This window comes from Chryseobacterium vietnamense (assembly GCF_031454475.1).
GTDB lineage: Bacteria > Bacteroidota > Bacteroidia > Flavobacteriales > Weeksellaceae > Chryseobacterium > Chryseobacterium vietnamense.
Genome location: NZ_JAVDQX010000006.1, coordinates 116,125 through 142,157, shown reverse-complemented (window position 1 = coordinate 142,157; position 26,033 = coordinate 116,125). Strand labels below are relative to the sequence as shown.

The 26,033-nt window shown below is 36.3% G+C and carries 26 protein-coding genes and 1 riboswitch; of the genes, 17 read left to right on the top strand and 9 right to left on the bottom strand.

Annotation, left to right across the window (positions count from 1 at the left end):
* Window positions 1-110 precede the first annotated feature (110 nt).
* The 11 genes from J2786_RS20420 to J2786_RS20370 all read left to right on the top strand — a co-directional run bounded on the left by J2786_RS20420 (window position 111) and on the right by J2786_RS20370 (window position 12,371).
* Window positions 111-1,061 carry an MlaD family protein gene (locus J2786_RS20420; RefSeq protein ID WP_047428857.1) on the top strand — a complete coding sequence of 317 codons (951 nt, stop codon included), beginning with the start codon at window positions 111-113 and terminating at the stop codon, window positions 1,059-1,061.
* An 8-nt stretch (window positions 1,062-1,069) separates the two neighbouring features.
* On the top strand, window positions 1,070-2,407 hold the full coding sequence (locus tag J2786_RS20415) for a 4Fe-4S dicluster domain-containing protein (RefSeq protein WP_047428859.1): 1,338 nt from the start codon (window positions 1,070-1,072) through the stop codon (window positions 2,405-2,407).
* 80 nt (window positions 2,408-2,487) lie between these two features.
* A complete protein-coding gene (locus tag J2786_RS20410; RefSeq protein WP_047428861.1) occupies window positions 2,488-3,273 on the top strand; it encodes a (Fe-S)-binding protein in 786 nt (261 codons plus the stop codon).
* A 20-nt stretch (window positions 3,274-3,293) separates the two neighbouring features.
* A complete protein-coding gene (locus J2786_RS20405) occupies window positions 3,294-4,430 on the top strand; it encodes a hypothetical protein (protein ID WP_156121365.1) in 1,137 nt (378 codons plus the stop codon).
* Window positions 4,431-4,516: 86 nt separating this feature from the next.
* Window positions 4,517-5,005: a hypothetical protein gene (locus J2786_RS20400; protein WP_047428865.1), complete on the top strand. Its 489-nt coding sequence runs from the start codon at window positions 4,517-4,519 to the stop codon at window positions 5,003-5,005.
* A 98-nt stretch (window positions 5,006-5,103) separates the two neighbouring features.
* Entirely contained in the window at window positions 5,104-6,237 is a 1,134-nt protein-coding gene (locus J2786_RS20395) for a glycosyltransferase (RefSeq protein WP_047428868.1), read from the top strand.
* A gap of 5 nt (window positions 6,238-6,242) precedes the next feature.
* Window positions 6,243-7,496 carry a lipopolysaccharide biosynthesis protein gene (locus J2786_RS20390; RefSeq protein ID WP_047428870.1) on the top strand — a complete coding sequence of 418 codons (1,254 nt, stop codon included), beginning with the start codon at window positions 6,243-6,245 and terminating at the stop codon, window positions 7,494-7,496.
* 66 nt (window positions 7,497-7,562) lie between these two features.
* Complete coding sequence (gene asnB, locus J2786_RS20385) at window positions 7,563-9,461, top strand: asparagine synthase (glutamine-hydrolyzing) (protein ID WP_047428872.1); 1,899 nt, start codon at window positions 7,563-7,565, stop codon at window positions 9,459-9,461.
* Window positions 9,462-9,499: 38 nt separating this feature from the next.
* Window positions 9,500-10,018, top strand: coding sequence for a hypothetical protein (locus J2786_RS20380; protein WP_047428873.1), 519 nt, complete (start codon window positions 9,500-9,502; stop codon window positions 10,016-10,018).
* Window positions 10,019-10,084: 66 nt separating this feature from the next.
* On the top strand, window positions 10,085-11,353 hold the full coding sequence (gene serS, locus J2786_RS20375; protein WP_047428874.1) for a serine--tRNA ligase: 1,269 nt from the start codon (window positions 10,085-10,087) through the stop codon (window positions 11,351-11,353).
* A 325-nt stretch (window positions 11,354-11,678) separates the two neighbouring features.
* On the top strand, window positions 11,679-12,371 hold the full coding sequence (locus J2786_RS20370; protein ID WP_047428875.1) for a hypothetical protein: 693 nt from the start codon (window positions 11,679-11,681) through the stop codon (window positions 12,369-12,371).
* 52 nt (window positions 12,372-12,423) lie between these two features.
* Here J2786_RS20370 and J2786_RS20365 read toward each other — a convergent pair whose 3' ends face one another.
* The 9 genes from J2786_RS20365 to J2786_RS20325 form a co-directional block, all read right to left on the bottom strand.
* A complete protein-coding gene (locus tag J2786_RS20365) occupies window positions 12,424-13,167 on the bottom strand; it encodes a hypothetical protein (RefSeq protein ID WP_047428876.1) in 744 nt (247 codons plus the stop codon).
* A 17-nt stretch (window positions 13,168-13,184) separates the two neighbouring features.
* Window positions 13,185-13,910: a sulfite exporter TauE/SafE family protein gene (locus tag J2786_RS20360; protein WP_047428877.1), complete on the bottom strand. Its 726-nt coding sequence runs from the start codon at window positions 13,908-13,910 to the stop codon at window positions 13,185-13,187.
* Window positions 13,901-14,353, bottom strand: a complete 453-nt coding sequence (locus tag J2786_RS20355; RefSeq protein ID WP_047428878.1) for a FixH family protein — start codon at window positions 14,351-14,353, stop codon at window positions 13,901-13,903. Before J2786_RS20355 ends, J2786_RS20360 begins: the two co-directional genes overlap by 10 nt.
* A gap of 11 nt (window positions 14,354-14,364) precedes the next feature.
* Window positions 14,365-15,819: a cytochrome c oxidase accessory protein CcoG gene (ccoG, locus tag J2786_RS20350; RefSeq protein ID WP_047428879.1), complete on the bottom strand. Its 1,455-nt coding sequence runs from the start codon at window positions 15,817-15,819 to the stop codon at window positions 14,365-14,367.
* Between the two features lie 94 nt (window positions 15,820-15,913).
* Entirely contained in the window at window positions 15,914-16,795 is an 882-nt protein-coding gene (locus tag J2786_RS20345; protein ID WP_047428880.1) for a cbb3-type cytochrome c oxidase N-terminal domain-containing protein, read from the bottom strand.
* Window positions 16,796-16,805: 10 nt separating this feature from the next.
* Window positions 16,806-17,006 carry a cbb3-type cytochrome oxidase subunit 3 gene (locus J2786_RS20340; RefSeq protein WP_002983870.1) on the bottom strand — a complete coding sequence of 67 codons (201 nt, stop codon included), beginning with the start codon at window positions 17,004-17,006 and terminating at the stop codon, window positions 16,806-16,808.
* Window positions 17,007-17,028: 22 nt separating this feature from the next.
* A complete protein-coding gene (ccoN, locus tag J2786_RS20335; RefSeq protein ID WP_047428881.1) occupies window positions 17,029-19,290 on the bottom strand; it encodes a cytochrome-c oxidase, cbb3-type subunit I in 2,262 nt (753 codons plus the stop codon).
* Between the two features lie 21 nt (window positions 19,291-19,311).
* A complete protein-coding gene (ccoS, locus tag J2786_RS20330; protein ID WP_142018862.1) occupies window positions 19,312-19,524 on the bottom strand; it encodes a cbb3-type cytochrome oxidase assembly protein CcoS in 213 nt (70 codons plus the stop codon).
* A gap of 109 nt (window positions 19,525-19,633) precedes the next feature.
* A complete protein-coding gene (locus J2786_RS20325; protein ID WP_047428883.1) occupies window positions 19,634-22,012 on the bottom strand; it encodes a heavy metal translocating P-type ATPase in 2,379 nt (792 codons plus the stop codon).
* Between the two features lie 88 nt (window positions 22,013-22,100).
* Between J2786_RS20325 and J2786_RS20320 the strand changes: the two genes are divergently transcribed.
* From J2786_RS20320 to thiS, 6 genes are all read left to right on the top strand, one after another.
* On the top strand, window positions 22,101-22,814 hold the full coding sequence (locus tag J2786_RS20320) for a Crp/Fnr family transcriptional regulator (RefSeq protein WP_047424695.1): 714 nt from the start codon (window positions 22,101-22,103) through the stop codon (window positions 22,812-22,814).
* A gap of 61 nt (window positions 22,815-22,875) precedes the next feature.
* The gene (gene panB, locus J2786_RS20315; RefSeq protein WP_047381678.1) at window positions 22,876-23,691 is read left to right on the top strand and encodes a 3-methyl-2-oxobutanoate hydroxymethyltransferase; all 816 of its coding nucleotides are present in this window, start codon (window positions 22,876-22,878) and stop codon (window positions 23,689-23,691) included.
* Between the two features lie 3 nt (window positions 23,692-23,694).
* Entirely contained in the window at window positions 23,695-24,009 is a 315-nt protein-coding gene (locus J2786_RS20310) for a hypothetical protein (RefSeq protein WP_047428884.1), read from the top strand.
* A gap of 11 nt (window positions 24,010-24,020) precedes the next feature.
* Window positions 24,021-24,698: an RluA family pseudouridine synthase gene (locus J2786_RS20305; protein ID WP_047428885.1), complete on the top strand. Its 678-nt coding sequence runs from the start codon at window positions 24,021-24,023 to the stop codon at window positions 24,696-24,698.
* Between the two features lie 20 nt (window positions 24,699-24,718).
* Window positions 24,719-25,561, top strand: coding sequence for a hypothetical protein (locus tag J2786_RS20300; RefSeq protein ID WP_047428886.1), 843 nt, complete (start codon window positions 24,719-24,721; stop codon window positions 25,559-25,561).
* A 106-nt stretch (window positions 25,562-25,667) separates the two neighbouring features.
* A riboswitch (TPP riboswitch) is annotated at window positions 25,668-25,763 on the top strand.
* Window positions 25,764-25,820: 57 nt separating this feature from the next.
* Window positions 25,821-26,027: a sulfur carrier protein ThiS gene (gene thiS, locus J2786_RS20295; protein WP_047377339.1), complete on the top strand. Its 207-nt coding sequence runs from the start codon at window positions 25,821-25,823 to the stop codon at window positions 26,025-26,027.
* The last annotated feature ends 6 nt before the right edge of the window (window positions 26,028-26,033 follow it).

Genomic DNA, 26,033 nt, shown 5'->3' with positions numbered 1-26,033 from the left:
TATAAAAGCGACAAAATTTTTTGTCGCTTTTTTTGTATTTAACGCAGAATAATAAAGGAAAAGATTTATTTAAAATGTATTATATTTGCTTATTAGAAAAAAATTAGCAAGTGAAGTTCAGTAAAGAATTAAAAGCTGGTGTGATTGCACTTCTAGCTATCGTAGGCTTTGTGGTGTTGTTTCAGTTTATGAAAGGGAAAAGCCTTTTTACTACCGACAATATATTTTACGCGAAATATGATAATGTTGAAGGCCTCGCGCAATCTTCAGCAGTTTCTATTAATGGTTTGAAAGTAGGACAGGTAGACAAAATTATTCCTATCACCTCAAAAGATGGCAAAATTAATTTTGTCGTAAAAATTACAGTCGACAACAAATTCGAATTTTCAAAAAATTCAACATTGGAGATCTTTGAACCGGGATTAATGTCTGGTAAAGAAATGAGAGTAAACCTTATGTATGGAGGGGCTACGGCAAAAGACGGGGACACTTTAAAAGGTGCTTTCAAACTGGGAACATTGGGAAGTCTTTCTTCTCAGGTTGGTCCGGTAAAAGATCAATTGCAAGTGGTACTACACAGAGTAGACTCCTTAATGACCAATGCCAACCAGGTTTTCGATGCTCAGAACAGAGCTGAAATAAAAGCTTTATTAGCCAACCTTAATAAAACAGTAGGAGCATTACAGGCAACAGCAGGAAGTGTAAATACGCTTGTAGGACATAATGATCCAAAACTGCAAAAAGTGCTGGATGATGCCAGTCTTACTATGCAAAGTGGAAAAGTTACATTGGATAAATATGGAAATCTGGCTCAGAGCATTGATACTAAACAGCTGAATGCAACGATTGCCAATCTGGATGCTACAGTAGGAAAATTGAATCAGGTGATTGGAGGTATAGACAAGGGTGAAGGAAGCTTAGGTAAACTGATGAAGGATGATCAACTGTATAACAACCTGAATTCAGCTTCTTCCAATCTTAATACATTAATCGAAGATATGAAAGCGAACCCGAAGAGATATATCAACTTCTCGGTTTTCGGTAAAAATAACAAAGACTAATACGCCTTATGCAGTACATCGATAACATTATTTTCCTGATTTTATTAGTGGCGGGATTTGGCCTGTTTGCCAAAAGCCTCCAGAAAATTTATAGAAATATCAGGTTAGGTCACGAAATCAACAGAAACGACAGAAAAGGAGAACGTTGGGAAACAATGGCCCGTGTAGCCATGGGACAGAGTAAAATGACGGCACGTCCTGTTGCGGGAGTTTTACACCTTTTTGTATACGTAGGTTTTGTGATTATTAATATTGAATTAATAGAAATCGTTGTTGATGGAATATTTGGTACACACCGTTTTTTATCAAGCATTTTCGGCCATACATTTTATAATTTCTTTACTGCAACATTAGAGGTTCTGGCACTTTTAGTGGTGATCGGGGTGGTTATTTTCTTTATCCGCAGAAATTTTTACGGAGTGAAGAGATTGACCATGAAAGAACTTTTCGGTTGGCCAAAAAATGATGCCAACTGGATTCTGATTATTGAATTCGCCTTAATGATGGCTTTCTTTATGATGAATTCTTCAGACCTTATTTTACAGTCAAGAGGTATTTTGGCAGAACATGGAAGTTTCCCGATCAGTGAAATGACATTGGTTCCGTTTTTAGAAATTTTCAATTTTGACAGCGGATTTTTAATGTTCACAGAGAAAGGGGCATGGTGGTTCCACTTTGTGGGAATCCTTTTCTTCATGAATTATCTTTATTATTCAAAACATTTACATATTATCCTTGCATTCCCAAGCACATGGTATGCAAATCTTGAGAAAAAAGGAAAATTCAACAACCTTGAGTCTGTCACAAAGGAGATCAAACTAATGATGGATCCTAATGCAGATCCTTACGCAGCACCGGCTGAAGGAGCAGAAGCTGATGTACCTTCTAAATTTGGAGCAGAAGATATTTTTGATCTGAATCAGGTACAATTGCTAAATGCCTATTCATGTACCGAATGTGGACGTTGTACTTCCGTTTGCCCGGCTAATATTACCGGTAAAAAACTTTCTCCGAGACTGATCCTGATGAAAACCAGAGACAGACTGGAAGAAGTAGGAAGAAACATCGATAAAAACGGAAAATTCGTAGATGATGGTAAAAAACTGTTGAACGATTATATTACAAAAGAAGAACTTTGGGCCTGTACCACCTGTAATGCATGTACAGAAGCCTGTCCGGTATTGCTTGATCCGCTTTCCATTATTTTTGAAATGAGAAGATTCCTGGTGATGGAACAGTCTGCTGCGCCACAGGAACTGAACCTGATGATGACAAACGTGGAAAACAATGCTGCCCCTTGGCAGTACAATCAGGCCGACCGTCTGAACTGGGCATCAGAAAACTAGATAATTAATCAATTTGGAAATTTGAAATTGATTATCACTTTCAAATTTCCAAATTCTCACATTTTCAAATTGAAAAAGAAATGGATTTCAATATAAAAACAATGGCAGAATATGCTGCCGAAGGAAAAGCTCCGGAAGTTTTATTCTGGGTTGGATGTGCGGGAAGTTTTGATGACCGTGCAAAAAAAATTACAAAAGCATTTTGCAAAATACTAAATAAAATAGGGGTAGAATTTGCAGTTCTGGGACAGGAAGAAAGCTGTACCGGAGATCCTGCGAAAAGAGCAGGAAACGAATTTGTATTCCAGATGATGGCGCTTACCAATATCGAAGTATTGAATGCTTATGAAGTAAAGAAAATCGTAACGGCCTGTCCACACTGTTTCAATACCCTGAAGAATGAATACCCAAGCCTGGGAGGTCACTTTGAGGTTGTACACCATACTCAGTTCCTTAAAACTTTAATGGAAGAAGGAAGACTGAAAATTGAAGGCGGTGCATTCAGAGGGAAAAAAATTACTTTCCATGATCCATGTTATCTGGGACGTGCCAATGATGAATATGAAGCTCCAAGAATGCTTCTTGAAAAGCTGGATGCTGAACTTGTAGAAATGAAACGTTGCAAAACCAACGGACTTTGTTGTGGCGCAGGAGGAGCACAGATGTTTAAGGAACCTGAAAAAGGAAATAAAGACATCAATATTGAAAGAACGGAAGAAGCTCTATCTTTTGAGCCTAAGGTAATTGCTACAGGATGCCCATTCTGTAATACCATGATGACGGATGGAGTAAAACATTTTAACAAAAATACAGAAGTTGCCGTAAAAGATATCGTTGAACTTCTTGCTGAAGCAGAAGACTTATAATTGTAATCTTATACAGGTTTATGATGCTGAAATGGAGACTCTCCTTTTTGTTTATCATTTCAATACTTGCTCTTCTTACATTCTGGAATTATCAGAACAGAGTATATGATTGGGATATGCCCGGCTACATGGGTTGTATGTATACTTCCGAGTTCCCGGATTCTCCGGATAAAGTCCGGATTATTACCTACGAAGACATAAAAAAAGAGGCTCCTGCAGAACATTATACAGACATTATCGGAATAAAGCAATGGGATATCCCACGGCAGTATTTCGTGAAAAATACACAATCTTTTACAGAACAATTACCCTATTTTCAAATCAAAGTAGGGTATATTCTTGTGATCACTCTTTTTTATAAGCTTGGGTTTACAGCGCCAATGGCAGTTCTGTTTACCAGCCTCATTTCTTATTTCTTTTCAGGAATATTACTCTTTTATATCCTGAAACTGCTGTTTCCAAAGAAATACTGGTTGGCAACAGGATTGACGGTTGCCTGCATGCTTTTGCCGCCAATGACGTATATGTCCAGGGTTTCCACACCGGATATGTTCATTTTTCAGTTTATCCTGATCTTTATCATCGGGCTGATCAAAAAATGGAACAACTGGGCAATGTTTGTACTTTTATTCGCTATTACGTTTATACGGCCGGACTATATTACATTTACCCTGACTTATATTATCGCTGTTTTCTTTTTCCATTACTTCCGGGAAAAGAAAATTGATGTTTCTTTTATTGCACAGGGAATCGTACTTCTTGCCATGTATCTCGCCATCATTAAATTTTATCATTATCCCGGATGGAAAGATCTGTTTTATGATACTTTTATTGACAGAAGACCTATTATTTCAACACACCCGATAGACGTTAGTTTAAAAGACTATCTGAGTATTATTTATATTAAGATCATTTATTTTAAAAAAGTAACTTTGTCGTTAGCTATTATGATCGGAGTGATCTTCTGGCGTTCCAAAGATGCATGGGTGAGGATGATTGCAGTTCTTTTTGTAGTGAATGTCTATATCAAATTCTTCTTCTTTCCGCAGTCGGCAGCTTTAAGGTTTTTCTTTCCTTTTATCTTTCCGGTTTTCATAGTAATGCTCTATGTACTGAGTAGAAAATACAATGATCTTAAACTCGGGAAAATTGCGTAATTTTGTCTTCACAATGATATGAACATTCAATAGTAATTATAATAGAGATTGACGGTTCATTTTCTTGAAATATAAATATTTACATTATGAAAATCGAAGAATCTAATATTGTAGAAACCAACGACTACAGAGTCATTATATATCCGGCTTCAAGACCTTTCGGAACCAAAGAAGCAAAAGCCATTACTGAGAAACTGTTTGATTTCCTTGCAACATGGGCAGCCCATGGTAAACCGCTTTCTTCTTCTTTTAAAATTGAAAAGAACCAGTTTATCATAGTATGTGTGGACGAAGAAAAGGAAATGGCTTCAGGATGCAGCATTGATGCTTTAGGAAAAGTGATGAGAGAAATTGATGAAGAATATCAATTGGGCCTTTTCGATAGAATGAAAGCAAGCTTTGTAGAAAATGGTGAAGTGAAAACATTAAAATTAATTGATTTTAAAACGAAGCTGAGAAACGGAGAACTTTCAGAAGATATCCAGGTTTTTGACTTCTCTAAAAATACTTACCTTGATTTTTTAAGCCACTTTCTTCTTCCTTTGGAAAAGAGCTGGGCGGCTTCTATAAAATAATCGCTATTAGGCTGATACAAAAGAATAATCATAAAGTGGAAAATATATTTCCACTTTTTTGTTTTAATGTATATTTGTAAAGATTCGAGCAGACACTCATGCCTAAAGTACTTTTTTTAACGACCTCACACAGCTATAATGATGACCGCATTTTTTATCATCAGGCAAAGGCTCTTAGAGATAATGGGTTTGAAGTAAAAATATGCAGTTTATATGCAGAGTATAAAGGTTTTATGGATGGGATTGAAGTAGAATCTTTTGCCGTTCTTGAAGAAAGTATAGACACAAAAATGGAAACTTTCCGGAAAGTTTGCAGTGCCTATCGTCCGGATTGTATCATTGGCTCTGAACCTCTGGCTATTGCAGCAGTAAAGAAATTTGTAAAAGAATATAAAATAAGCTGTATTTATGACATTACGGAATGGTATCCTTCCATGTCAATGCTTCAAAAATACCGCTTTCCTGTTAAGATTTTTCAGGCATTAAAGTTTTCTCTTATTCAGTTGTATGCAGGATTTTTAAGTACCCATTTTATTTTTGGTGAAACAACAAAGAAGTTCCCTTTAGCTTATTTTTTTGGATTTAAAAAGCAAATGATTCTGCCGTATTATCCGGATCCTGTTTACATTCATGAAAATATAAAAGAACTCACTCCCGGAAGCATCACACTATGTTACACAGGTCAGATTTCCAAAGACAAAGGAATTGAGAATTTCTTCAGGGCAATAGACAGGCTGCGGAAGAAACTGCTGGCACTACACATCAGGATTCTGATTATTGGTTCAACTGTACAGGAAAGCGATAAGCTCTACTTTTCATCATTATTGCAGAAATATGCTTTTGATGACGTCGAGATCAGAAAGCCTACTAATTTTGAAACATTTACAAAAGCCTTTGCAGAGGCTGATCTTTGTTTTGATCTTCGGGAAATTAACTTTGAAAACAATCATTCACTGCCCATAAAACTGTTCTATTTTATGGGAGCGGGAAAACCAGTGATTTATTCAGATTTGAAAGGAATCAGGAAGCATATGGGGAAGCTTTCGTTTGGAAGTCTGGCTGATCCTCATGATGCTGAAGCCATCTCGGATATTATCATCAATTATATCAGGAATCCGGAGCTGTATCAATCCCATGCTCTCAATGCACAAAAAGAGTTTAAAGGAAAATATAACTGGGAAATTATAAAAGATATCTTCGTTGATTTTGTAAAAAAATCTATTGATCCATAATCGCCATGCAGCTTACTATTATTAAAACATTTGTCTCACGTTTTCTTATTCTGATCCTCAGCTTCGGGCTGGTGATCTATTCTACGAATATGTGGGGAAGTGAGGGAAAAGGAACCATTTCTATTGTGGTGGCCAATGCTGCTGCAGTAAGTTTTTTCAGCAGTATCTTTTCCGGAAGCAGTGCTTCTTATTTCGCGTCAAGGTTTAAAATAGAGAAGGTTTTATTGTATGCCTATCTGTGGTCTCTCCTGACGGGTCTTTTAATCCCGTTCTTATTCAGTATTGCTTCTATTCAGGGGGAATATCTATTCTATCTTATCGGAATTTCTGTTTTCTCTTCACTATTATCCACCAATATCAGCCTGTTTATTGGAACACAGAATATTAAAAAGTTCAATCTTTATACTGTTTTACAACAGCTTGTACATATTATCTTCTTAGGAATACTGGTATATATGTTCGGCAAAAAAGATGTTTCAGTGTATTTTCTTGCCCAGATTGGATGTCTCGCCTTGCTCTTTCTCACCAGTTTTTTTCAGATCATAAAAAAATGTACTATTTCTGAAATATCATTTTGTAAAGATGTGGGCAGAAACATGTTTGAATATGGCTGGAAAACGCAATTGAGTGCCTTTGTCCAGTTTTTGAATTACAGACTTTCATTTTATTTTTTAGAATATTTTGATGGTATTGCCAGCGTTGGAATATTTTCCATCGGCGTTACTTTTTCGGAAGCTATATGGACCATTACGCGCAGTATCGCTGTGATTTTATACTCAGATGTAGTCAACAGTAGAAGCAAGAAAGAATCAATAGAAAAAACCAAAGAATCTTTAAAGCTGACTTTTTTTCTGATGACAGGTTTCGTCCTGGGAATCATTATGATACCCTCTCAGGTATATGTGATGATCTTCGGGAAAGAATTCAGTGATACCAAAGAAATAATGCTCCTTCTATCACCGGGAATTTTTGCCATTGCTATAAGTGATATGGTGGGACACTACTTTTCAGGAATGCGCGAGCTTAAAATCCTTAATATCAAATCAATTGTGGGTCTGGTGGTTACCATTGTATTGTCTTTCATAGCGATACCCAGATGGGGTATTTTAGGAGCCTGTATTGCAACTACATCATCCTATTTTGTTTCTGCATTCCTGTTGTTCAGAAAATTTTACAATTCCACTCCGTTTATTTTGAAAGATTATATGATCACAAGAGAAGAGATACAGCTTTTAAAACAAAAATTTTTAAAGAAATAATTATTTCATACACAGCTACAAAATAAAGTCATTTTCCTATTTTTACAGATCTATTAACTCTTTACTATGTGCGGAATCAGTGGTTATTATTCATTTCATAAAAGTATTTCCTCTACAAATATTCTGGAAATGAATCGGGTAATCAGACACCGCGGGCCGGATGATGAAGGGTTCTGGCTCTGCAATGCCGACCAGGGAGTTTCTTTTTCAGGGAATGATTCCACACAAAAAATTAAAGAACAGTTTCCGGTTTTAAGCGAGAAAAATTCAGCTATTGCTTTGGGTTTCCGAAGATTATCCATTATTGATCTTTCTGAAAAAGGACATCAGCCCATGCTGTCAGAAAATGAACAGATCATAATTACCTTTAACGGAGAGATTTATAATTTTAAAAAATTAAGAACAGAACTTGAGTCTTTGGGACATTCTTTTCACAGCAGTTCTGATACTGAAGTTATTCTCATAGCTTATCAGGAATGGGGAAATTCTGCTTTTGCAAAGCTGGATGGAATGTTTGCCATTTGTATTGTGGATCTGATCTTGCAAAAACTTATCCTGGCAAGAGACAGGGTAGGAATGAAGCCGCTTTTTTATCATCAGAACGAACAGGGATTGGTTTGGTCTTCAGAAATAAAAGCATTACTGAAGAATGAATTGGTAAAGCCTGAAATCAACTGGAATGGGGTGTATACTAATTTCCTTTTTCAGACAACATTGGCTCCGCAAACCTGTTTTCAGCATATTTTCTCTCTGGAGCCCGCTTCTTTAATGACTGTTGATTTAAAGGATCATAAGATCACCAAAGAAAAATTTTGGGAATTGCCTTCGCTGCTTTCAAAAGATATTTCAGAAGAAGAAGCGGTAAGAACAATAGATGCTCTGCTTTCTGAAAGTATTTCAGAACAGTTGTATGCAGATGTTCCTGTAGCAGTGATGATGAGCGGAGGAATAGATTCTACCTTAATTGCTTCGAAATCAATGTTTTTCAATGCTGATATTAACACGTACACGATATCTTATCCATTTTCTGAAGAAGAAGTGAAAAATGCATCCGTGGCTGCCAGACATTTTGATGTTTCACATGAGATTAAAAAAGTAAGTGATGAAGAAGCTTTGGAAAATCTTAAAGAGAATATCCAACACTTTGAAGAACCTTACAGCAGTTTTGAAGTGTTAATCAACGCTGCAAAATATGCACACGATAAAGACTTTAAAGTAGTCTTAAGCGGAAACGGAGCTGATGAACTTTTTGCTGGCTATTCCCATACATTGAAGCTGAAAAGATGGCTTCTGATGAGAAATTTTAATTTTATAAGCCCTTTTATCTTTACGAAAGATAAGTTTTCGCAAAGAGTAAAAAATTATTTCTCTCAGGATTATATGTTTGATTTTTTCAGACAAAGTCAGAGCAGTATGATGCCCGTGGAAGCTAAAAGTCTTATTAATCCTCATATTTATAACAAAATTGAGACTAATCTTTCAAAATATCATCTTTCAGAAACCAAAAATTATTCAGGGTATTTTGAATATGATATGAAGTATTCATTGTCTTCTCACCACGTTTTCCGGGATGATATGAGCGCAATGAAATACAGCGTAGAATTCCGCTACCCATATCTGAGTAACAGCCTGATAGATTATGTATCAGCCCTTCCCGAAAATATTAGGTTTAATGGAACTCAGAACAAGCCATTGCTGCGTAAAACAGCTGAAAAATATCTTCCTGAATCCGTTTTGAATATGCCTAAGAAAGGATTTTCATTTCCTGTCGGTTATTTCATTAAAAACGAAAAAAGACTAAGAGATTTTATTACTGATATTCTTGAAAGTTTAAAAAAGAGAAACTTCTTCAATACCGCAGTGATTGATGAATGGTGGAATCATCAGGAACATGAATATGATTGGGTAAAAATATGGCAGCTGGTTACCTTTGAGTTATGGTATCAGAAATATTTTGAAGAATAAAGAAGGAGTCTATAGATTAATATTTTACCTTTGTATTTATGATGAAATATTTTTGGAGTATACTGGTTGCGGTTTTTGCACTTATAGGTTGTAAAAGTGATGATGATTCTTTGCAGAGAATAGATCAGGCTCTTAATATCTATGTGAAAAACAGTGCTGGCCAGGATCTTTTGAACAGTAAGAAAGCCGGATCTTTTACGGGATATTCGGTGAATGATATTTTTGGAAATAAAGATAATTCTCCGGTAAGTATATCATTAAGGATGACAACCGATTCATTGTTTTATATGGATTATCTGGCAGGAGCAAAAAGAAGAAGACTGGATTCTATCAGTCCTGATAATCCGGGAACAGGAACTTCCTATTTTTCCAGAATGCAGATTACCTATACAAAGAGTACTAATGTTGCTGAAAATGTGATTGATACTTTGGAAATTCAGTATCGTAATACACCAACAGTATTCCAGGTTTCAAAGGTTTTGTATAACAGGGTTCCGGTATTTTCTAAAGATGCTGATGCACCAACTTCGATAAATACCGTTACGATCACAAAATAATTTTTAAATTTGTACAATTGTTAGCTTATTATAAGCTAAACATCTAATATTTAACATCTAAATAAAATGTTACAAGTCAATTTTTTGCGCGACAATAAAGAACGCGTTTTAGAAGGTCTTAAGAAAAGACAATTCAAAAATCTTGAGTTGGTGGACGAGGCTATCGCTGCCGACGACGAAAGAAAAAGAATCCAGTTTGAACTAGATTCCCAACTTTCCGAAATCAACAAAATTTCGAAAGAAATCGGTCTTTTGATGAAAGAGGGGAAAAAAGAAGAAGCGGAATCTGCAAAATCTAAAACAGCACAATACAAAGAGTCGAGCTCAGAATTGAAATCCCAGTTAGAAGTTAAAGAAAACGACCTGCTGAATATTCTGTACCAACTTCCGAACATTCCCAATGAATTGGTAAAGAGCGGAGCTTCTGCTGATGATAATGAAATGATTTTCCAGTCTCATCCGGTGGAAGGGCTTGGTGAAGGAGCTATTCCTCACTGGGAACTGGCAAAAAAATACAACCTTATTGATTTTGAATTAGGGGTTAAAATTGCCGGAGCTGGTTTCCCTGTTTATTTAGGGAAAGGAGCAAGATTGCAGAGAGCTTTGGTTCAGTATTTCTTAGATAAAAACGTAGAAAAAGGATATACGGAAGTAAATCCTCCTCACGTTGTGAATGAGGCATCTGGTTTTGGAACCGGACAGCTGCCGGATAAAGAAGGGCAGATGTATTATATCAACGAAGATAAATTATATCTTATTCCTACGGCTGAAGTTCCTGTAACGAATCTGTACCGTGATGTATTGCTTGATGAGAAAGACCTTCCCATCAAAAATACGGCATTCTCTCAATGTTACAGAAGAGAAGCCGGAAGCTATGGAGCTCACGTAAGAGGATTGAACCGTCTTCACCAGTTCGAAAAAGTAGAAATTGTAAGAATTGAAAAACCTGAAAATTCTTATGCTGTTTTGGAAGAAATGGTAGAGCATATCAAAGAAATCCTTACAGATCTTGAGCTTCCGTTCAGAGTATTAAGACTTTGCGGTGGCGATACAGGTTTTGCATCTGCAATGACTTATGATTTTGAAGTATGGAGTGCTGCTCAGGAAATGTGGCTGGAAGTAAGCTCAGTGTCGAACTTTGAAACATTCCAGGCCAACAGATTAAAATGCCGTTATAAAGGAGATGGTAAATCTCAGCTGGTTCACACCTTAAACGGATCAGCAATGGCGTTACCAAGAATTATGGCTGCATTGCTGGAGAATAACCAAACAGCAGAAGGAATTAAGCTTCCTAAAAAGATTGCAGAATATGCAAGATTTGATGTAATTAATTAACCAATCATGTTTTAAGATAAAAAAGACCACCATTCCGGTGGTTTTTTTATTTTAAAATCTTCGTAGATAATTGTTTAGCCATTAGTTCTTGTACTGGCTTTTCCTTTCGAGTTTTTTATTCTAAATTTTTAGATATACTGTTTATTTTATTATTTCATTAATCGATTATCATTGGGGTTTTAGCAATTATTCAAGTTAATGAGAATTAAATTATGTTTTTTTTATTCGTTTATTTAGTTTTGCCAGATCATTGATAGGTCGACGAAATTTTTATTTAAGGAATATTTACCAATACTTTATTAATATTAAAAATAAACACAAACAAATGAAGAAAAATTTAATTTTCGTAGGATTTCTACTGTCATTAACGTTATATGGACAAGTTGGGATTAAAACGGATACGCCACAAAAATCATTACATGTTAATGGATCGTTACAGATTACCAACGAATTCAATGTAGGAGGAGATGCCAGAACAGCAGGATCTGCAGGATCAGCGGGACAGGTCTTGATGTCTCACGGTGCAGGAGCAGCACCCACCTGGAATTCTTTACAGGGACTTAGTGGTCAAACTTCTCTTGGCTTCAATGTTTTTAGTAGCGGAAAGAGTGTGAATGGCTCTTCAGCATTTAATTCAATCCCAGGGCTCAATTATAATTATACAGCTCCGGCTGATGGTGTTTTACTTATCCAGGCTAATATTTATACGGCATTGGGAGAGGCCTCCGGATCAGGAAGTCTTGTTTTTTCCAATACTCAGATTGTGATAAAGGTTAATGGTATTGAAACATTTTATGGAATGTCAACACCAATAGGACATCCCTCTGCAGGTATGAACCCTGAAACGACAGTTATTATTGGTAAAATAAATGTAACCAAAGGAGCTGCCTATGCTTTTGACATAGTAGCAAAAGATGTTTATAAATTTGGAGGTACTACCGGTGCTTATGCAGGTACATTTACCTGGAATACATATTCTTCACAATCTTCTATTGTAGCAACGTTAATTGCTAATTAAGCACATTTAAGAAAAAATAAAGGCCCGGATCTGTGGTCCGGGCCTTATCATTTTATTCTGTAACAATGATAATCTTTTTATCTGCGTTTTTGAGTTTTGAATCTTTGTCGTATAGAGCTTTCAAATCATATACGATTCTCACGGAATAGTCGTCAACCTGTTTTAACCAGTCATGTTTACCTGTGATAGACTTTATTTTACTTTCAAATTTTAATGTTGTTCCTATATTTTTGAAAAACATCATCATCATTCCTTCCACTTGCTGAGCTTCCTCTTTTGAACCTTTAGATTGAAGAACTTCTTCAATATTTTTTGCATTGAAAAAATCTGTATTAATGGTTAATGTTTTTCCATCCCAGGTATTGAGTACATTCTGATCAAAGGGCAGCTTTTCGTCTTTATTAAAATTTTTAATTAATTCATAATCATTGGGCGTGATATGATCCATTTTAAATGAATAGCCAATAGGAACAGGTTTATGGTCTTCTTTTACAGATTTCAGAAAAAACTTTTTCAGGATTTTAATAGTATCCTGATTTTCAGTTTTCAGTTTTCCTTCTTTCTTTAACATATCATACATACTTGTCCAGATTGTCGGAAATTTGTCCATATCCTTGAACTTCTCATCCTGTAACGAATCTGGAGTCATAGCCTGCATTTCAGCCATAAATTCCCTCGTATCAATATCAGTAATCACAGATGAAGCCGCATCTTTATGGTAGATTATTTCTGTATTAATATTACAGGATTGCAATGTAAAAAGGCTTATCAGAAATAAGACAATGGTTTTTTTCATGGTTTATCAAATACAAATTAATGACAGTTAACAGCCCCGTTAGGATCTTTAATGATCGTCATGGCTTCCGCTTTTGGGGAAACATATGGAATTCCCAGCTCAAGCCCTCTTAGAATAAATAATCCTCCCAAAATAATCATGATCACCGGAACTGCTTTTAAAACTTTTACCCTGAAAGCCTGATTCATAAGATTTCCGGCCAAAACTATAGCGAACATGAACGGAAGTGTTCCAAGACCAAATAAAGCCATATATAGAGCTCCCTGCCATATTCCTCCTCCTGCCAGGCTGGCAGTAAGTGCCATATAAACCATTCCACAAGGTAAAAAGCCATTTAACAAGCCTGTTGTAAATCTTGAACGGTAATCTGCTTTCTGAAGTAATTTTCCCAGATTCATTTTTACGCTATACAGAAACTTAGAGAGAAAAGGAATTTTTGAAGCAAAATCTTTTCCCCCAAATGAAAATACAGCCATAATGATCAAAAGAATCCCTGCAGTAATAGTAAGATATTTTTGAAAGCCTGCCATTTCAAATCCCTGTCCGATAATTCCCAGAAGAGCACCTAATAAAGAATAGGTGAAAATTCTTCCGAATTGGTAGGTTAGGTTCTGAAGATAGAAATTGGCAGCCTGTTTTTTGGTTAATCCCATCGATAATGCAATAGGTCCACACATTCCGATACAGTGAAAACCGGAAGCAAAGCCTAAAGCAATAGCCGATACAATAAGTCCTATTTCCATATCACATCATAATCCATTCGGTAGTCTGTTTTATCTTTAGTCCAGCTTAATCTTAAGGTGTAGTTTCCTACTTTCAATACCTGTGCAGGAATTGTAAAAGATTGGGCCGCGTCAAGCTGTACAGATTTTTTGATATCTAAATTCTGGTCGTCGGTTCTGTTTAAAACAAATTTTACCGTAGTATTTGAGTTATTATATTCTTTTGGAAAAGTAATGGTAATGCCCTTAGTATCCTGGCTGTATGTAGGTTTTTCCTGCAGATCATCTGCTTTTTTCTTGGCATCAATCACATCCTGGTATTTCAACTCTTCTTCGTAATAATTATCTGTAACCATTTCGGAATTCTTCTGACCATTCGGAAAAAGAAACATCATGGATAATATAAAAACTATGAATGCTAATAGTGCAATTACAACACCATGTCCCCAACTAAAGTTCTTCATTTTTTTTCTAATTAAAATTGCAGTTTGAAAGGTCCTTCAAAATAAGTCTGGTATGAATCTATCAGTTTACCTTTCATATCATAAACACCAATGGTAATATTCTGTTTAGAGAGCTTCATATCGTTTTCAGGGAAACTGATATTGATGGTCCCTTTTGAAATTTTATCTCTGTCAACCTGAATCTTACTTGATGCACTATACGTGATTTCACCATGTGCAGGATCTATCACTTTAATGGTAACGATCTTCTTATCGTTCGTTTTATTAAGGAAAGTATAATTGTAGGTATTGGTAATTTTACCATCTCTTACAAAGAATGTGCTCCCTGCAGGCTTGATGAATTTAGCCTCCATCTCACCACGGCTGTAAAGAAGGTATCCTAAGAATCCTACAAGAAGGAATAAAAATACAGCAAATCCTTTCATTCTTCCTGTAAACTTAAATTGAGTTTCTTTTTCAATTTCGTTTTCGGAAGCATATCGGATCAATCCTTTTGGAAGACCTACTTTTTCCATGACTTCATCACAGGCATCAATACACGCAGTACAGTTGATACACTCCAGCTGCTGACCGTCTCTGATATCAATTCCTGTAGGGCATACCACTACGCACTGGTGACAATCTATACAGTCTCCTTTACCTGCCGCTTTACGGTCTTCTCCTTTTCTCCATTTTGATCTGTTTTCTCCTCTTTTGAAATCATAGAAAACATTGATTGTGTCTTTATCAATCAATACTCCCTGAAGTCGTCCGTAAGGACAAACCAATGTACAAACCTGCTCTCTGAACCACGCAAATACAAAGTAGAATGCTGCGGTAAGAAGAATCATTACAATAAAATTGGTAGGATGTGCAAATGGCCCTTCGCCAACAATTTTAAATACTTCTTCATATCCTACGATATACATGAACATAAAGTGGGTAATGATCAGTGAGATGATAATATAAACAGTCCATTTCAAACTTCTCTTCCAGATCTTCTCGGTGTTCCATTCCTGTCTGTCCAGCTTCATTTGCTTATTTCTGTCACCTTCAATCAGGTATTCGATTTTACGGAAAATCGATTCCATAAAAATTGTCTGAGGGCAAATCCACCCGCAGAAAATTCTTCCGAACGCAATCGTAAAAACAATAATAAAGATTAAAGAGGCAATAGCACCTAAAGTGAGGATAAAAAAGTCCTGTGGATAAAAGGGCTGTCCAAAGATGAAAAATTCTCTGTCTATGACATTGAACAATAATAGTGGATTACCATTGATTTTAATGAATGGTAATGTAAAATAAATAATTAATAGTAGATAGCTTACAATGTTTCTATAGTTGGTGTACCTTCCTTTAGGTTTTCTTGGAAAGACCCACCTTCTTTTTCCGGATTGCTCCATTGTCCCTATAGAATCTCTGTAAGTCTCAGGGTCCAGAACCTGTCCCTGTCCGCCGCGTACTTCTATATCTTCTATGTCTGACATATGTAATAGGTTTTAAAAAAGAAAAAACATAATTCGTTACTATTTTAATCTAATAACAAATTATGTTTTTTTCATATGTTTCTAATTTTTTAAATTATTCTTTTTCCCAATGTGCTTCAGTTCCTTGAGGAGCTGCTCCTCCCTGAGCTGGAGTCACTGGTGGTTGTTCCTGGTTGATGTGATATACATAAGCAGCAATCTTCTCAATCTCCGCACCTGAAACTTCTCCGTTTTTACCGAATGCTCTCATGGCAGGGTTAGTAGGAGAACCATTCCAGTCCATATGGAATACGTTTTTAAATAACGTTTTCTCAGGCTGGTTGATCCAGTAGTTATCAGTAAGGTTTGGTCCGATACCTCCACTACCGTCTTCTTTATGACAAGATGCACAGTTTGTTTTGAATAATTCTTTACCTTCTGCAATATTATCCGCTGAATACTTAGCTGTTTCAATGGTTACAGGAGGCTGAGTTTTCTGATATTCTTCAATACTTGCTAACTGCTCTTTATATTCTTTTTCATATTCGCTTAACGGGTGAGCGAAGTCTGTGAAAGAGTATGCTGCAATATATACAATACAAAAAGCGGTCCCAAAATAGAATAAACCTACCCACCATTTCGGTAATTGGTTATCCAACTCCATGATTCCGTCGAAACCGTGGTCGATAAGGATATCCTTTTCTTCAGAAGCAGATTGCTTTTTGAATGCACTTTGGTACAATCTTTTGAAATAAGGAACTTTCTTTTCAGCTAAATAAGCTGCCTTTTCTTCAGGAGATAATTTTTTGAATTTGTTGTTCTCGATAAGGTCTCCGATAGCTCCATGAATATAAGCCAGGATACCAGCGATTACAACAGTTCCCCAGAAGTAAGGTGAAGAAAGGAACGCGTAGCTCTGTACAAATAAATAATAAAAAACTATTAAAAGTCCGATTATTATTAAGATGTTTATAACAACAGGTGTTCTTTGTTTCATAAAAAATAGTTTAATTTTTTAAATTAAAATCGTCATCTTCATCATCCCCAAGCGGTGCCTCTTCTTCTTCTTTGTAATATTTTTTAGGTCTGCTAAAAACATAGATTACTAAAGCTATGAAGAACAGCATAAAGAAAATCAGAGCCAGTGTCTGGTAGAAGCCAGCATTTTCAGTATTGGATAATATATCTTTAAAGTTCTGAGGAATCATAGTATGAACTTTTTAATGTTTTTTAGTTATTACTTGCTGTTTTGATTTCAGTTGTTTTGATATCCGTACCTAATCTCTGAAGATAAGAAATAAGAGCTACAATTTCTTTTTTCTCTAGTTCTCCCTGAGGTCTCTTCGCATAAGCCTGCTTAAGGTCATTAGCTTCAGAGAAGATATCTTTCACAATTTTTGCCGATTGGTTGTTAGCCCATTTATCTGCAGAATCGATTTCAGCCTTAGTATAAGGTACATCGAATACATTTTTCATCAGCTTCATTTTGTCTACCATCTTAGTTCTGTCTAAGTCAGTAGCAATTAACCAAGGGTAACGAGGCATGATAGAACCTGCAGAGGTAGATCTTGGATTATACATGTGTTTGTAGTGCCAAGAACTTGGGTTTTTACCACCTTCTCTATGTAAATCCGGTCCTGTTCTCTTAGAACCCCATAGGAATGGTCTGTCGTATACGAATTCTCCAGCTTTGGAGTACTGTCCGTTTTTACCGTTGAATCTTGTGATCTCATCTCTGAACGGTCTGATCATCTGAGAGTGACAAGCGTTACATCCTTCACGGATATAGATATCTCTACCTTCAAGTTCCAGCGGTGAATAAGGCTTCACGGCAGAAATCGTAGGTACACTTTTCTTAAGAGATAGTGTTGGGATAATTTCAATTGAACTACCTATAGATATCGTGATGAAAGATAGGATCCCTAATAATACCGGAGTTCTTTCCAGCCAAAGGTGAGTACCTTCTCCTTCTTTTCTGTTTTTGCTGATGTTGGCCAACGCTGGTGCTTCAGCAGGAACTTCTTTCTGGAATGATCCTTTTCTTACTGTTGCGATTACGTTAATAATCATCAGGATAGATCCTGAGATGTAGAATAAACCTCCTACGAATCTCATTTTGAAGTAAGGAATAATTGCCGTTACCGTATCCAACCAGTTTTTCCATAATAAGGTTCCATCCGGGTTGAACTGCTTCCACATTAATCCTTGTGTGAATCCTGAAATATACATTGGAACTGCATAGAAAATAATTCCTAAAGTACCTAACCAGAAATGCCAGTTAGCTAATTTTACAGACCAAAGTTTTGTTCTCCACATAATTGGTACCAGATAATAGATCACCCCGAATGCCATGAAACCATTCCATCCAAGAGCTCCTAAGTGTACGTGACCGATAACCCAGTCTGTAAAGTGACCAATTTTGTTGATGTTTTTAGTTGCCAAAAGCGGTCCTTCAAACGTTGCCATACCATAACAGGTAACAGCTACTACGAAGAACTTAAGGATAGGATTTTCTCTTACTTTATCCCAAGCTCCTCTTAACGTAAGAAGACCATTTAACATACCTCCCCAGGATGGTGCAATTAGCATGATAGAGAAACCTGTTCCTACCGCCTGAGCCCAAGCTGGAAGAGCTGTATACTGAAGGTGGTGAGGACCAGCCCAGATATATACGAAAATTAATGACCAGAAGTGAATAATAGACAGCTTATAAGAGAATACCGGTCTGTCTGCAGCCTTCGGAAGGAAGTAATACATTAAACCTAGAACCGGAGTTGTCAATACGAATGCAACCGCATTGTGTCCATACCACCACTGTACAATAGCATCTTTTACCCCTGCATATGCTGAATAAGATTTCCAGCCTGTGAAAGATAAAGGTACTTCAAGGTTGTTGAAGATGTGAAGCATTGCTACTGCAATCCAGGTACCAATGTAGAACCAGATGGCTACATAAAGGTGTCTCACTCTTCTCTTTGAAATAGTCAGGAACATATTGATACCGAAAATGATCCATGAGAATGCAATCAATATGTCGATCGGCCACTCGTGTTCAGCATATTCCTTAGAGGTGTTGATCCCCATAAAGAATGTAACGAACGTAGCAACGATCATAAACTGCCAGGTCCAGAAATGTAGCCAAGACAATGTGTCACTGTACATTCTTGTTTTTAATAATCTCTGTAATGAGTAATAAATACCCGTGTAAACGATGTTACAAACGAATGCAAAGATTACGGTGTTGGTGTGCAGCATTCTGATTCTACCAAAACCAAATGCACCATGAGTGTTTATTAACCCTTCAATATTACCCGATGCCAAACTTTTAATGGTTGTGTCATCCGTCCCGAAAAAGAATTCAGGTAATTCCGGGTAGAAAAGCATTAATGCCGCCGTAAGCCCGAACGTAAATCCAATGAGACCGAAAACTAAGGTCGCATAAAGGAACGCACGGACAATACTATTGTCATAACTAAACTTCTGTGTTTCCATATCAACTATTCACTATTTTTCTCAATTTTTATTATTTTCTCCTATTTCTTTTTCGTCTTTATTTTTGTCGCCGCTTTCATCTTTTTCTTCGACTTTTTCGTCATCAAAAAGGATTCTGACAGCAGGAGATTCATCATCTTCAAACTGTCCTTTTCGGGCATACACTATAAATACGACCAAGAAAATCGCAGCCAAAGAAACACTGCAGAGGATCATTAAATATAGAATATCCATTGGACAACAAAATTAACCTATTTTCGGGGTTCAAATTTAGTGAAAAATAATGACATTCATCACGAAATGCCGATTTCAGCTAATTTAAAATCAGTCTAAATAAGGGCTTTTACGCCTGTTTTTTGAAATATTTGCGACCTAAAATCCATGTTGAAACTGTAGTAAAAGTAACCACTGTGATCGAACTGATTGGCATAATGATTGCTGCGAAAAGCGGATGCATATGTCCTGTAACAGCGTAACTTAAACCCACAATATTGTATAGAAAACTGATTATAAATGTCATTTTCACAATGGTGATCGAGCCCTTACAAACGTTCAGATAATTGTCTAAGGTAACCACTTTATCACCGTTCATAATGACATCAGATGATGGGGTAAAACTGTTTGTATCATCAGCAATTGCAATCCCCACGTTACTTTGTTTTAAAGCTCCCGCATCATTAAGGCCATCTCCAAGCATCGCTACTTTTAAGTGTTGATCCTGAAGGGATTTGATATAGTTCAGTTTGTCTTCCGGGCTTTGATTAAAGGCCATTCCTTTATAGTTTGGAATAAGTTCTTTAAGCTGATTTTCTTCAGAGGAATTGTCTCCACTCAGGATAAATATTTTGTATTGGGTGAGTTTTGTGAAAAGTTCTCTCAGTTTCGGGCGGTATTCATTTTTAAAGATAAATTTACCTAAGTATTCGCCGTTTTTGCTGATGTAAACTGCTGTTTCAAGGTTTTTAGGCTCCTGGTTGTTGTAGCGGGCAGAACCAATTTTATAAAGATTTCCTCTCACGCTGGCTTCATATCCTTTTCCTGAAATTTCAACAAATTTCTCAACAGGGAAATATTCATCATTTACTTCAATAAATTCGTACAGTGATTTTGAAAGCGGGTGGTTGGAATTTTTTAATAACGTTTTAATATTCAGAGAATCAAATTCATTGATCTCAGATCCTTCGTATTTGATATTTGATTTTTTTCTGTGAGTGATCGTTCCGGTTTTATCAAAAACAATGGTGTCAAGTCTCGCGATTTTTTCAATCGTTAAAGTATCTTTTACATAGAACTTATTTCTACCTAAAATTCTCATAATGTGTCCGAAAGTGAATGGTGCAGACAAGGCGAGCGCACAAGGACAGGCAATGATCAGAATGGCAGAAATAACCTGGAACATCTTCTCTAAATCAATAAAGGCCCAATAAATTCCGGCAACAATAGCAATACCTAAAATAATGAATGTGAAATATTTACTGATGTTGTTCGTCAGCGTGTCAAGTCCGGTCTCATGTTTCTTGAATGCTTCTTTATTCCAAAGCTGAGTAAGGTAACTCTGGTCTACATCTTTGATAACTTCAAGTTCCAGAGACGACCCTATCTGCTTTCCTCCGGCAAAAATCTTATCACCAGGCTGCTTGCTGATACTTTCACTTTCTCCTGTAATGAAACTGTTGTCGATATTTCCTTCTCCGTTGATCAGAATGGCATCTACCGGAATGATTTCCTGATTCCTAACCAGAATTCTATCGCCCACTTTTATTTCTGACAGGAGAATATTATCCTGTTTTCCTTCGAAATCAACCTTTGTTACGGCAATCGGATAGAAAGACTTATAATCTCGGTCATAGGAAAGAGCACTGTAGGTTCTTTTTTGGAAAATTTTTCCAAGGAGCATAAAGAATAAAAGTCCGCAAAGAGTATCGAAATATCCTGGTCCATAATCCGTTACCACTTCGTAGATACTTCTTCCATAGAGAACAAGAATTCCTAAGACAATGGGAACATCAATGTTGACAATCTTATTTTTTAAACCATACCATGCTGATTTATAATAATCTGAAGCTGAGTAAAAAACAACAGGTGTTGCCAAAAGAAAGATCAAGGTTCTGAATAAACCTTTATAATGATCCATCCAATAATCTTCCCCACCAATATATTCGGGAAAGGCAAGGAACATCCCGTTACCAAAAGCAAAGGCTGCTATGGCAAATTTCACTAATAAAGATTTGTCAAGATGATCTTCATTTTTATCAGCCGTTTCAAGGCTGATAACCGGCTTATATCCCAGATTCGTTAAAAATTTAGCTAGTTCGCTTAATTTCATATCGTTATGATTGAATGAAATCTGTAAGGTCTTTCTTGTGAAATTAACCTGCGAATATTTGATATGCTTATTTAACGTGTGAAGGCTTTCCAACAGCCAGATACAAGAAGAACAGTGAATTACAGGGATTTTGAAAGTAACAAGACTGGTGCTTCCTTCAGAGAAATCTGTTACTTTTTCAAAAATTTCAGGTGTATCTAAGTAGTCAAATTGAGAAGAGTTTTCATCATTCGGACGAATTCCCGCTCCTTTATTAAGCTCATAGAAATTGCTCAGATTATTTAAATTTAGAATTTCATAAACAGATTTACATCCATTACAACAGAAAGTCTTTTCATCAAATAAAATTCTCTCTTTTTCTATCCCTTGACCACAATGAAAACAGTTCTCGCTCACCCCATAAAATATTGAACTACAAAATTATAACAAATTTTTTTGTTTATCGCGTTAAAAAGTTCTATTTTTGTGATAAATATCATATAAAATGCCGCAGGAACAACAGATAGCAATTGAAGAGAGGTTCGCCAGAGTTTTTAATGATAAATCATTTAAAGAAAGACTTTCTAGCGCAGATTTTGAAAAATATATTAATGGCAAAAAGAAACTGAGTTTTCAGAAACATGAAACCATTTTCGAGGATGGGGAAACTCCAAAAGGAGTATTTGTCCTGGAAAAAGGAGCTGCCAAACTTTCGAAATCAGGAGCGTTCGGTAAGGACCAGATTTTAAGATTTATCAAAGAAGGAGATATCATCGGCTATCGTTCTTTGCTTTGCGGGGAAAATTTCCAGGCCAAAGCAGAAGCAATGACAGATATTGAATGTGTATTCTTACCCGCAGATATCTTTATGTATCTTCTGGAAGTAGATCCACAGTTGTCTTTCGTAATGCTTCAGAAAATTTCATACGAATTAGGAGAATCTTCCAATACCATTACTTTCCTTGCACAGAAAACGGTAAGAGAAAGATTGGCAGAAATTCTTTTGCTGCTGGAACAGAAACTGGGAGTAGATCCTGAAGGCTTTATCAAGATCTCATTAACGAGAGAAGAAATTGCCAATATTATCGGTACTGCTACAGAAAGTGCCATCCGTCTGATTTCTGAATTCAAACAGGATAGTCTGATTGAAGTAGACGGAAGAAATATCAAGATTTTAAATCACGACAAACTCATGAAACTCGGTCACGTAGTTTTATAAATCATACAAAAACTTAAGTCGGCTCAAGGCCGACTTTTTAACTTTTAAAAATAGATAAATTATGTCTGTTCACTCTGAAATTAAAAAAGTTACGACTGAAACCTTGCGTAAAATGAAATTCGACAAGGAAAAAATAACAATGCTTACAGCCTACGATTTCACCACGGCAAAAATGGTAGACGCAGGTGGAGTAGATGCTATTTTGATTGGAGACTCTGCAGCGAATGTAATGGCCGGTTTTGAAACTACATTGCCTATTACGCTGGATCAAATGATCTATCATGCTCAAAGTGTGGTAAGAGGAACCGACAGAGCTTTGGTGGTAGCAGATTTACCTTTCGGAACTTATCAGAGTAATCCTGAAAAAGCATTGGAGTCTGCGGTAAGAATGATGAAGGAAGGTGGAGCCCATGCCGTGAAAATTGAAGGCGGAAAAGAAATTTCCAAATCTATTAAGAAAATTATCAATGCCGGAATTCCAGTGATGGGACATTTGGGATTAACACCGCAGTCCATCTATAAATTCGGAACGTATAAAGTAAGAGCTAAAGAAGAGGCAGAAGCTGAAAAACTGATTGCTGATGCACAACTTTTGGAAGAATTAGGCTGTTTTTCTGTTGTGTTGGAAAAAATACCTGCAGAATTGGCGAAAAAAGTAACCGAAAGCATTTCTATTCCTACTATCGGAATCGGGGCCGGAGCAGATTGTGACGGACAGGTTTTGGTATATCATGATATGGTAGGAATGAACAAAGGTTTTAGTCCGAAATTCTTAAGAAGATACCTTGACCTTTACACAGAAATTACAGGAGCCGTTTCGCAATATGTAAAAGATGTGAAGAACGTAGAGTTTCCAAACGAAAACGAAAGCTATTAATCTATGCAGAATCAACAATCTATCCAGGGAATATTATCTATCGCAGCTTTGATCTGTCTGGCTGTGGGATGGTTTAATTTATTTTCCCCGGAAATCAATCATTTGCTTTCAAGAAAAGTATTTTATGTTCTGATAGGTGCGAGCTTCTTTATTCAGGCCCCACTGCTTACCAATAAGAATTTTGTCTATGCCATGTATGCTGCTGCTGCCATTTGTGTATTTGGTGCATTTATTCCGGAAGATTCAAAACTTTCTGCAGTAAAAACAGTAGGACTTCTGGCCGGGATTATCCTGTCATTATCCAATAGAAGAAGATAGACTCAAGAAGTATGAAGGAGCAGATTATATATGAAGACAATCATCTTATGGTGATTAATAAAAAGGTAGGTCAGCTTGTACAGGGTGATAAAACCGGAGATGAATCACTGTTAGAATCCATCAAGAACTTTATAAAAATAAGAGATGCTAAGCCGGGAAATGTTTTTCTCGGCTTGGTTCATCGTATAGACCGCCCAACTTCCGGGCTGGTGATCTATGCAAAAACATCCAAAGCGCTTTCCCGTCTTACGCAGATGGTGAAAAACCGGGAGGTAAAAAAAACGTATTGGGCGGTTGTAGGAAAAGAAATGATTCCGCAAAGCCAGAGACTGGTTCATTATTTAAAGAAAAACGAAAAAAATAATAAAGCAATTGTCTTTCCTAAGGCAACTGAAGGCGCAAAAGAAGCCATTCTGACGTATAATGTGATTAAAACATTAGACAATTATTTGCTGCTTGAAATTGACCTTGAAACCGGAAGACACCATCAGATTAGAGCACAATTATCTAAAACAGGAATTCCGATCAAAGGTGACCTGAAATATGGTGCGCCACGTTCCAACCCGGATGGAGGAATCAATCTTCATGCAAGAAAGCTGGAGTTTATTCACCCGGTAACCAAAGAAGAAATTGAAATCATAGCTCCAGTGCCTCAAAATGATGCGATCTGGAGAGCTTGTGAAGAATAAGCATATCATAAAACTATACCATGAAATTCAAATCACTTTTATTAGCCACATCGCTGGTTATGGCATCTTGTTCAGACAATGATGAGTTACCAGTTGATAATTCACAACAGACGATTACTGAAAATACAAGTAAAATATCGTGGAATTATCCTGTTTTGTCACCTGTCTTTAATGGATTGGAACAAAATTATATGTTCGAATATGATTCTCAGGGAAGAATAAGTAAAAAAATAGGAGGAAAACTGGAACTTTCCGGAAGTACTGGTTTTCCTTATGCTTATTCAAAATCTGTTTATACAGCGGTAACCTATACAGGAAATACAGCAATTATGAAGACTTACAGCTCTGATCCGTCATTTAATGTTCAATTGAATGAAAGGAAATTTGAATTTGATAATCAGGGTAGAATTATTAAAGTAGTTATTCCACAGGTTAATAATTCATATATGGATAAGTATTTGACCTATACTTATGATGCTTCAGGAAAGTTAATTGAGATCTTAACTCAATATCCTAATGTTCCATACGATCCGACTGATCCACAAGATTATATTCTAACCTACGTAGAAAAGTTTATTTATAATACCTCAGGAAATTTAGAAAAGGCAATTAAAACTGAAAAGCATAATAATATTAATGCTTACATTACGAATGAAATTACATTTGATAACTTTGATTCTGCACAAAATCCATTTAAGAATTTAGGTATTTTTGAAGACTATTTCTACTTTTCATTATCAAAAAATAATCCTCAAAGAAGAATTTCAAAAGAGTATCAACCTTATAGCTCCGAATTTTTTCTGAGCCAATCAAATTGGACTAATCAATATAATTCCAATGGAAGCCTGAAGCTTTTTTACTAAAGAATTATTTAAAATAAAAATGAAGACTGTCTCAAAACCGAGATAGTCTTTTTTCATTATAAGCAAAAATCAATTTTGCTTATTTCAAAATAATGTCTAACTTCGTTCCCAACTTTAGGGGTGTCTGTATCAACAGACTGAGACTTTACCCTTTGAACCTGATCTGGATCATACCAGCGTAGGGAAAAGTAGATGACTTTTGCTGTACATTCTATTGTACAATAACGGCCATTCCTAAAGTATATTTAAAATATTAGGAATGGAACTTATAATCAACCACACCCGAAAAACATTTGATGTACTTCCTGCCAACCTGGAAGCATTACTGGCTATTGAGCTGCCCGGAAAAAAGAAAGGCATTGCTGTAGCCCTCAATAATCGCATTATTCCCCTGTCAGTCTGGGCGGAAACCATTCTCAACAACAACGATTCAGTTTTAATCATTACTGCCACTCAGGGCGGTTAATTCTTA